9 protein-coding genes are annotated in these 12,618 nt (G+C 63.4%); 7 read left to right on the top strand and 2 right to left on the bottom strand.

The window, feature by feature from the left end; translation table 11 throughout:
* The first annotated feature begins 99 nt into the window (after positions 1 to 99).
* From AC1DLO_RS10745 to AC1DLO_RS10730, 4 genes are all read left to right on the top strand, one after another.
* Positions 100 to 849, top strand: coding sequence for an MIP/aquaporin family protein (locus AC1DLO_RS10745; protein WP_184735076.1), 750 nt, complete (start codon positions 100 to 102; stop codon positions 847 to 849).
* A 59-nt stretch (positions 850 to 908) separates the two neighbouring features.
* Positions 909 to 2,423, top strand: coding sequence for a glycerol kinase GlpK (glpK, locus tag AC1DLO_RS10740; RefSeq protein WP_476889735.1), 1,515 nt, complete (start codon positions 909 to 911; stop codon positions 2,421 to 2,423).
* A 313-nt stretch (positions 2,424 to 2,736) separates the two neighbouring features.
* Positions 2,737 to 5,265 carry a leucine--tRNA ligase gene (leuS, locus tag AC1DLO_RS10735; protein WP_476889820.1) on the top strand — a complete coding sequence of 843 codons (2,529 nt, stop codon included), beginning with the start codon at positions 2,737 to 2,739 and terminating at the stop codon, positions 5,263 to 5,265.
* 57 nt (positions 5,266 to 5,322) lie between these two features.
* A complete protein-coding gene (locus AC1DLO_RS10730) occupies positions 5,323 to 6,336 on the top strand; it encodes a DegV family protein (RefSeq protein WP_476889734.1) in 1,014 nt (337 codons plus the stop codon).
* Between the two features lie 22 nt (positions 6,337 to 6,358).
* Here the strand turns inward: AC1DLO_RS10730 and AC1DLO_RS10725 are convergent, their stop codons facing one another.
* Positions 6,359 to 6,670, bottom strand: a complete 312-nt coding sequence (locus tag AC1DLO_RS10725) for a protease inhibitor I42 family protein (protein WP_476889733.1) — start codon at positions 6,668 to 6,670, stop codon at positions 6,359 to 6,361.
* 12 nt (positions 6,671 to 6,682) lie between these two features.
* The gene (locus tag AC1DLO_RS10720; protein WP_476889732.1) at positions 6,683 to 8,371 is read right to left on the bottom strand and encodes a DUF8189 domain-containing protein; all 1,689 of its coding nucleotides are present in this window, start codon (positions 8,369 to 8,371) and stop codon (positions 6,683 to 6,685) included.
* A 345-nt stretch (positions 8,372 to 8,716) separates the two neighbouring features.
* Between AC1DLO_RS10720 and AC1DLO_RS10715 the strand changes: the two genes are divergently transcribed.
* The 3 genes from AC1DLO_RS10715 (at position 8,717) to holA (ending at position 12,504) form a co-directional block, all read left to right on the top strand.
* Positions 8,717 to 9,625: a helix-hairpin-helix domain-containing protein gene (locus tag AC1DLO_RS10715; RefSeq protein WP_476889731.1), complete on the top strand. Its 909-nt coding sequence runs from the start codon at positions 8,717 to 8,719 to the stop codon at positions 9,623 to 9,625.
* A 375-nt stretch (positions 9,626 to 10,000) separates the two neighbouring features.
* Positions 10,001 to 11,569, top strand: a complete 1,569-nt coding sequence (locus AC1DLO_RS10710) for a ComEC/Rec2 family competence protein (RefSeq protein WP_476889730.1) — start codon at positions 10,001 to 10,003, stop codon at positions 11,567 to 11,569.
* The gene (gene holA, locus AC1DLO_RS10705) at positions 11,488 to 12,504 is read left to right on the top strand and encodes a DNA polymerase III subunit delta (protein WP_476889729.1); all 1,017 of its coding nucleotides are present in this window, start codon (positions 11,488 to 11,490) and stop codon (positions 12,502 to 12,504) included. The genes AC1DLO_RS10710 and holA overlap by 82 nt, the downstream gene beginning before the upstream one ends.
* Positions 12,505 to 12,618 lie beyond the last annotated feature (114 nt).

Here is a 12,618-nt window from a genome sequence, read left to right as displayed (position 1 = left end):
CTAGGGAGCGCGGCAACCGGGACGGCGCTAACAGACGCCGGCCCAACGGCCCCCAACAAATCTGCGGGGCTGACAACAGAAGAAAATGAGGAGTCAAAGATGTCTCTCGGAATTGTTTTCCTTTCCGAAGTGTTCGGAACCGGAATGCTTACCCTGCTCGGTTGTGGCGTTGTGGCAAACGTCGCCTTGAAAGGCACAAAGGGTAACAATGGCGGGTTCCTGATGGTGAATTTTGGCTGGGGCATCGCAGTATTTGCAGGTGTGTACGTGGCGGCTATGTCCGGTGCACACTTGAACCCGGCTGTCACGCTTGGCCTCTTGGTTGATGGCAAGGCCGAGTTCGCCCCGGGGGTAGCCGTGAGCGCGGCATCCACGTTCACCTACTTCGGTGGAGAACTGACCGGTGCCTTCCTGGGCGCCATCTTCGCGTGGCTCGCCCACAAGCAGCACTTCGACGCCGAGCCGCTGGCAGCCAGCAAGCTTGCAGTGTTCTCCACGGGTCCGGCGATCCGCTCCTACCCCTGGAATCTGGTCACCGAAATCATCGGAACGTTCGTGCTCGTGTTCGTGATCCTGACCTTCGGCGGCACTCCGTCCGGCCTCGGGCCGCTCGCGGTGGCATTGCTCGTCGTGGGTATCGGCGCGTCCCTTGGCGGGCCCACAGGCTATGCGATCAACCCCGCCCGTGACCTTGGCCCGCGTATCGCCCACGCCATTCTGCCGATCAAGGGCAAGGGCTCCAGCGACTGGGCATACTCGTGGGTTCCGGTGGTCGGACCGCTCCTTGGCGGGACCATCGCGGGCCTCGTTGCCCACTCAGTGCCGATCATGGCAACTATCGCCAAGTAGTACACCGCTCAGACACTTATCCCGCATCCACACCAAAGCAACCAGACAAGGACGTCATAATGTCGCAATATGTCATCGCCATTGACCAGGGAACCACCAGCTCGCGGGCCATCGTATTCGACCACTCCGGGAACATTGTTTCTTCGGGCCAGATGGAACACGAGCAGATCTTCCCCCAGGCCGGATGGGTGGAGCACAACCCGGTCGAAATCTGGGACAACACCCGCGAGGTCATTGGCTCGGCGTTGTCCAAAGCCAACCTGACCCGGCACGACATCGCCGCCGTCGGCATCACCAACCAGCGCGAAACCGCCGTCGTGTGGGACAAGAACACGGGCGAACCCATCTACAACGCGATCGTCTGGCAGGACACCCGCACACAGTCGATCGTTGACGAGTTGGCCCAGGACGGTGGACCCGAACGATTCAAGCAGAAAGTCGGCCTGCCTCTGGCAACCTACTTCTCCGGTACCAAGATCAAATGGATCCTGGACAACGTTGAAGGCGCGCGCGCCAAGGCCGAAGCCGGGGACCTCATCTTCGGCAACACCGACTGCTGGGTCCTGTGGAACCTGACAGGCGGCGTCGACGGCGGTGTGCACGCCACGGACGTCACCAACGCCTCGCGCACCATGTTCATGGACCTCGACACCTTGCAGTGGGACCAGGGCATCCTGGACGCGTTTGGCGTACCGGCGTCGATGATGCCTGCCATCAAGTCCTCCTCCGAGGTCTACGGCAACGTGCACACCTCCCAACTGCTGCGCGAGGTACCCGTCGCCGGCATCCTGGGCGACCAGCAAGCAGCAACCTTTGGCCAGGCGGCATTCCAGGCCGGCGAAGCCAAGAACACCTACGGCACGGGCTGCTTCCTGATCTTCAACACCGGCGAGGAGATCGTCCACTCCAAGAACGGCCTCTTGACCACGCTTGGCTACAAGCTGGGCGATGCCAAACCGCACTACGCGCTGGAAGGTTCCATCGCCGTCACCGGTTCACTGATCCAGTGGCTGCGCGACAACCTCGGCATGATCAGTTCCGCTCCCGAGGTGGAGACGCTGGCCTCCGGAGTCGCGGACAACGGCGGCGTATACATCGTGCCCGCGTTCTCCGGCTTGTTCGCCCCGTACTGGCGCGCTGACGCCCGCGGAGCCATCGTGGGCCTGACCCGTTTTGCCAACAAGGGCCACATCGCCCGCGCGGCCCTGGAGGCCACCGCCTTCCAGACCCGCGAAGTGCTCGACGCCGTCAACGCTGACTCGGGCGTTCCGCTGACCGAGCTGAAGGTCGACGGCGGCATGGTCGCCAATGAGGCGCTCATGCAGTTCCAGGCCGACATCCTGGGCGTGCCGGTGGTCCGTCCGAAGGTCGTGGAAACCACGGCCCTCGGTGCAGCCTACGCGGCAGGCCTCGCCGTCGGCTTCTGGAAAGACCTGGGCGAACTCAGCGCCAACTGGGGCGAGGACAAGCGCTGGGAGCCGCAGATGGACGACGCCGAGCGGGACCGCCAGATGCGGCTGTGGAAGAAGGCAGTGACCAAGTCCATGGATTGGGTGGACGAGGACGTTAAGTAGGTTCAACGCTTGAGAGAGGTTCCGGGGACTCCCGCCCGCCCACTTCGCGGTGCCCACCACACCATGGCGGGGAGTCCCCGGAACCTCAGTCCACACCGCAGCGCCCATCGAACCCACGCCATGGACTTGGTGCGGTAAGGTGGCTTTATGCGTGCGATCCTTCTGCTTAGCTAGCCGCCCGGTTGACGTCGATTCTTAGACATCGCGAACCGAGCGGCCGCCCCTCCTTGCCGAGGGGCTTTTGTGTGTCCGGGACCTTCCGGGGCCCGGAGCAGGAGGCAAAACCGTCATGGAAGAACAGAAGAGGGCAGCAGTGAGCGTTCAGCCGGAGACAGAAACCGGAGCACAGTCAACAGTGGCAGGGGAGACGCCCGAGGAGGGTGTCTACAGCTTCGCCTCGATGGAAGCCAAGTGGCCACAGGTCTGGGAAGACCTCAAGGTCTTCACCCCTGTTGACGATGGATCCCGTGAGCGGCGCTATGTCCTGGACATGTTCCCCTATCCTTCTGGCGACCTCCACATGGGCCACGCCGAGGCCTTCGCGATGGGCGACGTCGTGGCGCGGTACCTCCGTCAGAAGGGCTTCGATGTCCTGCACCCCATCGGCTGGGACTCCTTCGGCCTGCCTGCGGAGAACGCAGCCATCAAGCGCAACGCGCACCCCAGCGAGTGGACCTACGCCAACATCGATACCCAGGCTGCGTCGTTCAAGCGCTATGCCATCTCGGCCGATTGGTCCCGCCGGCTCCATACTTCGGACCCGGAGTACTACCGCTGGACCCAGTGGCTGTTCAAGCGCTTCTACGAGCGCGGCCTGGCCTACCGCAAGGACTCCCCGGTCAACTGGTGCCCGAAGGACCTGACCGTCCTGGCGAACGAGCAAGTGGTCAACGGCGCTTGCGAACGCTGTGGAACCCCCGTCACCAAGAAGTCCCTGAACCAGTGGTATTTCAAGATCACCGATTACGCTGATCGCCTGCTGGACGACATGTCAGAACTGCAGGGGCACTGGCCCGAGCGCGTGCTCGCAATGCAACGCAACTGGATCGGCCGCTCCGAGGGCGCACACGTGCGGTTCGTCATCGAAGCCGCCGATAGCCGCGCCGAGCGCGAAGTCACTGTCTTCACCACGCGCCCGGACACCCTGTACGGGGCGACGTTCTTCGTTGTCGCCGCGGACGCGCATCTGGCCCTGGACTTGGTCACGCCCGAACACCACGACTCCCTCATGGCCTACCGCGAAAAGGTCAAGGCCCTGTCGGACATCGAGCGCCAGTCCACGGAGCGCGAGAAGACCGGCGTGTTCACCGGCCGCTACGCAATCAACCCCCTCAACGGCGAAAAGCTGCCCGTCTGGGCCGCTGACTACGTGCTTGCCGACTACGGCACCGGCGCCATCATGGCAGTACCTGCCCACGACCAGCGCGACCTGGATTTCGCCCGGGCCTTTGGCCTGCCGGTGCGTCCGGTGCTGAACACCGGTGGGGAAGACCCTGCCGAAACTGGTGTTGCGACCGCCGGCGAAGGCACCCTGATGAACTCGGGCGAACTGGACGGATTGTCCAAGGCCGAGGCCATCCCTGCAGCCATCGACATCCTGGAGAAGCTGGGCACAGGGGAGAAGTTCGTGAACTTCCGCCTGCGCGACTGGCTCCTGAGCCGCCAGCGTTTCTGGGGAACCCCGATCCCCATCATCCACTGCGCCGAATGCGGCGAGGTTCCGGTGCCGGACGATCAGCTGCCCGTCCGGCTGCCGGAAAACCTGCGCGGAGAGGCGCTGTCGCCGCGAGGCACGTCCCCGCTTGCCGCGGCATTGGAGTGGGTCAACGTCGAGTGCCCGAACTGCGGACGGGCCGCCCAGCGCGACACGGACACGATGGACACCTTCGTTGACTCGTCCTGGTACTTCCTGCGCTTCGTTTCCCCGCACTACACCGAAGGACCGTTTGATCCAGCCAAGATCAACGACTGGATGCCGGTGGGCCAATACGTGGGCGGCGTGGAACACGCCATCCTGCACTTGCTCTACGCGCGCTTCTTCACCAAGGTCATCCACGACATGGGCCTGCTCGCCGCGGACGAACCCTTCAGCGCCCTGCTCAACCAGGGCCAGGTCCTCAACGGCGGCAAGGCCATGAGCAAGTCCCTCGGCAACGGCGTCGATCTTGGCGAGCAACTGGACAAGTTCGGCGTCGACGCCGTCCGCTTGACCATGGTCTTTGCCTCCCCGCCCGAAGACGACGTCGACTGGGCGGATGTCTCGCCGTCTGGCTCGGCGAAGTTCCTTGCCCGTGCCTGGCGCCTCGGCCAGGACGTCGCGAGCGAGCCCGGCGTCGATGTCTCCACCGGTGACCGCGCGCTGCGCACCGTGACCCACAGGACTATCGCTGACGCAGCAGAGCTGTTGGACAACAACAAGTTCAACGTCGTGGTGGCCAAGCTGATGGAACTCGTCAACGCGACCCGCAAGACCATCGATTCGGGGGCCGGTGGCGCTGATCCCGCCGTCCGCGAAGCCGCCGAGGCAGTAGCAATCATCCTGAGCCTCTTCGCGCCTTACACGGCGGAGGACTTGTGGAACCAGTTGGGCCACCCGGCCTCCGTAGCGAATGCTGGCTGGCCCTCCCATGATGCTTCGCTTCTTGTCCAGGACACCGTCACGGCTGTGGTGCAGGTCCAGGGGAAAGTCCGCGACCGCCTCGAGGTGTCCCCGGACATCAGTGAGGACGCACTTCGCGAACTCGCCCTGGCCAGTGAAAACGTGCAGCGCGCACTCGATGGCCGTGGCATCCGCACGGTGATCGTGCGCGCGCCTAAACTGGTCAACATCGTCCCGGCCTAGCCGGGTATCCGGCCGCCGGTGCTTGCCGGCGGCCGGCCAGCAGCCCAGGAGGCATCGTTGACGGACCGCGAACCACCCGCATGGTTGTGGCTCAAGGTACGTTTGGCCCGCCTACGCCAGTCCACGACGCCGGGTCGCGCCAGCGCTGAACCGTCGCCTGTCGCCGTGCGCACCGCCGTCGTCACTGACTCGGCAGCCGCCCTCCCGGCCGAATGGGTCAAGGCGTTCATTGCGGACGGGCGCCTCGCCGTCGTACCGATGCCTGTTATGGTGGGCGAAGAAATCTACGGCGAGGGTGAAGACGACATCACCCAGACACTCGCGGTGGCCTTGGCGGCCGGATCGTCAGTAAAGACATCCCGTCCTTCGCCCGGGCAATTCGAACAGGCTTATCTCGCCGCGCGGGATCGCGGCTTCGACGCTGTGGTCTCCATCCACATTTCCGCAGGGCTGTCCGGCACTGCCGATGCCGCCCGGTTGGCTGCGCAGCGCGTTTCAATTCCCGTCGAGGTCCTGGACTCCCGCACCGTGGGAATGGCGCAAGGCATGGGTGTCCAAAGTGCGCTCGTCGCAGCAGCAGACGGCCGTTCTGCGACCGAAGTCCGTCGCTTCGCCGAGGAACGATTGAGTCGCACCAAGGTCTACTTTTATGTACCGAGCCTCGAGCAGCTCCGGCGCGGGGGACGAATCGGCGCTGCCGCGTCCTTGCTCGGGACAATGTTGTCCATCAAACCGATCCTTGCGGTCGACGGCGGCAAGATCGTGCCGCTCGAGAAGGTGCGCTCGGCGGCCAAGGCCGTCGCCCGGCTTGAAGAAATCGTTGCTGCGGATGTCAATTCCCGGCCGTCAGGACAATCCCGGCTCGCCGTGCACCATTTTGGAAACCTGGCTGAGGCCGAACGGCTCGCGTACCGGCTCGGGGAAAACTGCCCGGGTTGCCCGCCAGCACAGATCAGTGCCCTGCCCGCCGTCTTGGCAGCTCACGCCGGTCTTGGCGTTTTGGCTGTGGTTGTTGGGGAAAGCAGTACTCCTGGATATGAGGGCCAGCGCCAGGTCATCGCTGACCTTTAGCGGGCTTGGTGCCCACGGAATCTCAACTGACCAGGACAGTGAACTTCCGGCGCTCGATTGCCTCCGATTCCCAGACCCGTTTGAGGTCAAACCGAATTTCGACTTCGCCTGTCCCATTGGCCATGAAATTGAAGGTATGTATGCCCCCGGAGCCTACTGCGGCCGGGACCCCGGCCGCAGTAGTTCCGGTAATGGCTGGCGTGAAGTGTTCCTCAACCAGTTCCAACGCGTGGGGAACATCCACGACGGACCATTGGTAGCCAGTGGACGGGTTCGCTGGAAGCTCGATGATAAAGAGTTCGCCGCTTTTTACCGTGATCACGTGTACTGGCACCGGCCCTCTCTGTCAGGCATACCACTTGTGGTACATCGCCGAGTCGGTCCCTTCCACGAAGCAGTCCAAGCGCCCGGACGCCCAGGAACTGACTCCGACGCCGGATGACAAGGTGCCGCCGAGGCTTTCTTCGCCGCTCCAGGCATTGTCCCACCATTTGTGCATCATGGTGAACGTGGAGCCGGGGTAGAAGATGTCGATCCGGTTCGGACCCCAGGAAACGGCTCCGGGATCCCCGCCAACGTAGCCGCCTAGGTTTTCCCACTCACTCCATCCTGCACCGGCCCACCACTGGTGGTAGAGCTGGCTGTCGGTACCTTTGACGAACGTGTCCAGACGATTCGGCGCCCACGATGCCGCCGCGGGAGCTGAGTCGAGGACACCACCCAGGCTTTCCCAGCCACCCCAGTTGCTACCGTCCCACCACAAGTGCCACATGGCGGAGTCCATCCCGCGAGCGAAGACGTCAATCCGGTTTGGACCCCAGGAAACGGCTGCCGGATCAGAAGACAGCGTCCCTCCAAGAGCCTCCCAGTTGCTCCAACCACCTTCAAACCACTTGTGGTAAAGCTGGTGATCGGTACCTACAACGAAGGTATCCAGCCTGCCGGAACCCCACGAACAGATGGCGGGGCCGCTCTGGCAGTCTCCGCCCAAGGACTCCCAGCCGTTCCACGCTGAGCCGTCCCACCATCGGTGGTACATGGCGGAATCGGTGCCGCGCGCTACGACGTCGATCCGATTCGCGGCCCAGGAAACAGCGGATGGCTTCGAGGTGATGATCCCGCCAAGACCTTCCCAGCCTCGCCAAGACGGGGTTGCGGGGACTTTGACGCCCTGCGCAGTGGCCCACGCGTAGACGTCAAAGTTGCATTGGCCATACCCGATCTTGAAGAAGCCGGCCATACCCCAGCCTGTTCCCCACGAGTTCTTCGCGATCCAACATTGCTCGGAATCGGAATACCCGATCACTTCAACGCAGTGTCCGCCTCGTAGGGTACCGCTCTGGTGGGAATAGACTCCGCTGGAGTAGTGGTAGAAATCATCGTAGACATCGAAGCACGCCGCCATCGGGCCGTGATCATGCAAGTACTGCTTGCGGGCATTGAGGTCGGTAATGAGTCCATGGCTCGTGATCGAAACCTGCGTGCTCGCGCGGTTGGGAGTCGGCCGGACATACGGCTTCCATAAGGACGTAGCCGGATCGATAACCGGAGGGTTGTCGAACGCACTCATGTACCCCAAGGCGCCTTCGCTGACTTCTCCCCGGGCCTGCAGCTGGGACATGCAGGAATCCGTGTCCCAGCCCCCACATGACGGGCCATGACTTGAATTGAAATGCGAATCGGCTTCGGAAAGGTCCAGCAATTGGCCCAGCTCGATCGAGGCCATGGATTCAACCACGGCCGTGCAACCGAACGAGACGCAGGATCCGCAGTATTTCTGGTCTGTAACGGCGGTCACGTGGTTTCCGTTGTTGCTTCGCCAGTCCAACTCCGAGGGTAGACCGGCAGGCGGCGAGGAAAAGTCACGCGGCACCCCAGCTTCCCTCAGGGCGATGTCGGCAGAGGTGAAAATGACGCCTAAGAGTGCTGTTTTGTCTTCGTCGGTAAGTTGAGACTGCGGCGTGTCGCGCGCGGTCCAGCTTGCATTGGATTGATTGAGTGCGGCGGTGAGTTCGGATGTTTCCAGCTTGGCCATTCTGATTCGCTCCTACGCGAATGCGGCCTCTCGCTACTTGGACAGGCCGCATGCCTGATGCCAATGGAGAGTGAGTGGGTGGGATCAAAATACCCAATGGGTAGCCGATCTCCCCGCGGCCGCCCAGCCCGCAACACTCAAATGCTAGGAGCGGGGAACCTTTTAGTCAAGACGTTTTACTAAAAAGGAGACTAGCGATTCTCCTTGGTCTCGATCTGGATCAAATGGTCTGGCAAAGGCGGCTCGACGGCGACTCGTCCTCCACAAGGACCCTTGATGGTGGCCTGTCCACATATCGCCGTTACTGCCCGCCGCTGGCCCATGGACGGTTCTAGGCTCGAGGTTATGCCACGCAGGAACGGAGCTTCTCGAGCTGACGATGCGGCACGCATGGCCCGGCGCCGGTTCGCTGCGAGCCTCGGTTCGTCCTCAACAGAGCCCGGCGCCCATCTCAGGCCCAGGAGCGGGACGGAGCCACTGCTGCCCCTGCACCCATCGGCTGCACATGGCAACGATACTTCCCACTTGGCCGGCCCGGTCCTCGGCGCCTCCGGGCCCGGCACCGAAGGGGACGAGGCGCGGGTTTCCGTGCGTCTCCGCTGGCGGACGCCTTGGCGAGTAGCCATCCTGCTGGCCGTTCCTTGCCTTCTGTTGCTGTTGTGGTTCGCCTGGCAGGCGTGGACCGGCCAGCCAACGGTGGAACCCTTGGTCCGCAGTTCGTTTGCGAGTGCAACGCCACGCGTCGGCGGAAGCAATGCAGGGGAAAACTCGCCCGAATCGCGGGGCAGCCAGCTTACTGTCCATGTCGCCGGCGCCGTGAAGAATCCCGGGATCGTCACGTTGCCCGCCGGAGCGCGGGTGTTTGATGCTATCGCCGCTGCTGGGGGCGCAGAGCCGGCTGCCGAGCTGAACAGTCTCAACCTTGCCGCGGTAGTGCAGGACGCTGCCAAGATCCATGTTCCGCGGACAGGGGAGCCCGTTCCTGAGCCAGCGGCCGGAGCCGCTGGCGGGACCGTGGGCGCTCCTGATAGCGGGAACTCGGGAGCCGGAACCTCTGCGGGAGGAAAGCTTAACCTTAATACTGCGACGGCTGAGGAACTCGACGCCTTGCCGAAAGTAGGTCCCGTCCTCGCAAAACGCATCGTCGAGTGGCGGCAGCAGCACGGTCCGTTCGCGGCGGTGGAAGATCTCGATGCCGTTGATGGTGTCGGACCGAAGATGATGGAAACCCTGCTGCCCTTGGTGACGGTCTGACATGGTTGGTGATCCTGTATGAAGGGAAACGGGCAAGCAAATGCTCCGCGGTCCGCGCCGTCGGGGCATGTAGACGCCCAGGAGCCCGGTAGCCGCATCGATCTGCGGTTGGTCCCGTCCGCCTTGCTCGCGTGGGCTGTCTCACTGTCTGCTCCGTTCTTGCCTACGACGTGGATAGTGGCCCTGTGTGCGGGCCTCTGCGTCGTCGCGGGGCTTCTGCTGCGAGGCGGACGTCAACGGATACCTCAGACTCGACAAACCCCTCAACGGCACGCAGGGCACGGACACGCGGGCGCCTTACGGAGGCGTATCCCGCGTGCGAGCCTACGAACCATTCCCGCCACTTTGGCCGTCGCGTGTTTGTTCGGAGCGGCTGTGGCAGCCCATGCCGCGATGGATGCCGGACCGCGCCAAGGTCCGGTTGCCGAGGCTTCGGCGTCGCGCGACTCGGTTGTCATCCACGCACTGATTGTGGGAGATCCCCGAGAACTGGGCACCGACTCACGGGGATCGGGAAGATGGGCCGTGCCCGCGGAAGTGATTGATATTGCCGCCGATGGGATGCTGATCCGCTCCCGCGCACGAATTCTGCTGACCGGAGGTGAAAGCTGGGGCCAGGTTGAACCGGGACAAGTGGTAAGAACTGCCGGAAAGCTAAAACAGGCTAAAACAGGACAGGTGGAGGCTGGCGTCCTCGCGGCTGCCACTCCTCCCATGCGGCCGGACGCGCAACGCCGGCCGGAAATGAAGGGCGATATGCCGCAAGGTCCGGCGCAGTTGAAGAAACAATTCGGCTCCGCCGCCGAGTGGTTGCAGGGCGACGCAGCCGGACTCCTACCTGGAATGGTCACCGGCGACACCACCGGCTTGGACGAAGGCCTGGAGGCTGCGATGAAAACCACCGGGACCACCCACCTCACGGCCGTGAGCGGCGCAAACTGCAGTCTCATTCTTGGCGGCCTGGTGCTTTTGGCCAGGACCTTTCGGCTTGCCAGGGGAGTGGCGGCAATAGTGGCCCTTGCCGGCTTGGCGGGCTTTGTCATCATGGTCGGCCCAGATGCGAGCGTCCTGAGGGCGGCCGTGATGGGTGCCATCGGCCTCGCCGCGCTAAGTGGCGGGCGGCGGGGCCGGAGCCTGGGCTTTCTCTGCCTTGCCGTGACTGGCCTGCTCATTCTGGATCCTTCACTCGGAATGAGCGTCGGATTTCTCTTGTCTGTCCTCGCCACACTGGGAATTGTCCTGTTGGCACGGCCCATAGCAACTTGGGCCCCGCTTTGGATGCCTTCCTGGCTGGCTTCCGCCATTGCCGTTCCCTTGTCCGCGCAACTTTTGTGCAGCCCGGCGATTGTGGCCTTGCAACCGCAGTTCTCCAGCTACTCATTGCTCACCAATATCGCGGTTGCTCCGTTTGTCGCACCCGTGACGATCCTCGGGACCATTGCAGTGCCGCTCGTTCCGTTGATTCCCTGGCTTGCAGTCATTCCTATGGCCATTTCCGGGGCGAGTGCGGGAATGGTGGCGGTCATCGCCCGGTTTTTCGCAGGACTTCCAGGGGCGGCCCTGCCTTGGCCGGAAGGGCTCACGGGAATTGCCACCATGCTTCTGTGGTCCGTTGTGACAATCCTGTTGGCGTGGTTTGTCTTGCATCCAGCGTGGGCCAGCTACACCGTGTTGGACTTGCACGGCCGGCTGGTGTTCCTCATGGCCGCCGGGGAGTCTACTGTCCGTCGCCGATGGACAAAAGCCCCTTCCGACGGTTCGCTGCTGCCCGGCAGGCAGCCCGCGGGGTTGAGGATCACTGTCCCGAACGCTGAACGTGGGAGACTGGGAATCTGCAAAAACCCCTCTGGAAGGAAGCAACATTGGCTGCTGCCCCGGTCTCCAAGGCTAAAACCGCCGCGGCAAACACCGTCAGCTGGCGGGAGGTCACGCCGTCCGCCGTAGTGCTCATTACCGGCCCTGAGGAGTACCTCGGAATCCGTGCGATGGATCGGGTCCGTTCCCAAGTGCGGGCCACCGCACCGGAGGTGGAAATCAGCAAACTCAACGCAGGAAGCTATGAGTCCGGTTCCCTAGCGATGACCGTCACGCCGTCACTGTTCGACGAGGCCAAGCTCATCGAGATCGAGGGCCTCGAGTCCATGAACGATGCCTTCCTTGCCGATGCTTTGAAATACGTAGCCCAACCGGAGAACGACGTCGTGTTGGTCCTGCGTCACGGCGGCGGGGTGCGCGGCAAGAAACTTCTGGACTCCATCAAGTCCTCCGGATGGCCGGTAGTAGATTGCCAGCCCTTGAAAAAGGATGCCGAGAAAACAGCATTCGTCATCTCGGAATTCAAGGCAGGCGGCCGGCGCATCGAGGCGGAAGCAGTCCAGGCCCTCGTCAACGCAGTCGGTGCCAGCCTCTCGGAGCTCGCGGCAGCATGCAACCAGCTCATCGCGGATGCCACCACGGCTGTGGACGCAGCCACAGTGGAGCGCTACTACGGCGGCCGTGTGGAAGCCACTGCCTTCAAGGTGGCGGACGCCGCCATGGCCGGAAATGGACCGCAGGCCCTGTCCAGCCTCCGGCATGCCCTGGCCACTGGGGTTGACCCCGTCCCGCTGGTTGCCGCCCTTGCCGCAAAGCTTCGCATCCTTGCCAAAGTCGCGGGAGCCCAGGGCTCGTCCGCACAGATTGCCAAGCAGCTTGGCATGCAGCCCTGGCTGGTGGAACAGGCACAGCGGGACGTCCGGCGCTGGACTCCTGAAGGCCTGATCCGTTCCATCCAGGTCACGGCTGAAGCCGACGCCCAAGTCAAAGGACTCGCGCGGGATCCCGTGTACGCGGTGGAGCACGCTGTCACAGTCATTGCTGCCTCGGCCCGGGGCCGCTAGAGCAGGCCCGCGACACCCGGATTGTTGGGCGACACGTACGATTCCTGGCGATGCCGGAATACGCGCGTCACTGGTCCATTTGCGCGACGTCAGTCGGACTCAGCGTCGCATGTC

It is taken from the genome of Arthrobacter sp. 01T419 (assembly GCF_056398865.1).
Note: the sequence above shows the minus strand (reverse complement) of the source record. Positions and strands in the feature narration are given on the sequence as shown.

Bases quoted from the DNA above. Each gene is read 5' to 3' on its own strand.
- glpK (WP_476889735.1), top strand. From the start codon at position 909: ATGTCGCAATATGTCATCGCCATTGACCAGGGAACCACCAGCTCGCGG.
- AC1DLO_RS10715 (WP_476889731.1), top strand. From the start codon at position 8,717: ATGCCACGCAGGAACGGAGCTTCTCGAGCTGACGATGCGGCACGCATG.
- AC1DLO_RS10745 (WP_184735076.1), top strand. From the start codon at position 100: ATGTCTCTCGGAATTGTTTTCCTTTCCGAAGTGTTCGGAACCGGAATG.
- AC1DLO_RS10720 (WP_476889732.1), bottom strand. From the start codon at position 8,371: ATGGCCAAGCTGGAAACATCCGAACTCACCGCCGCACTCAATCAATCC.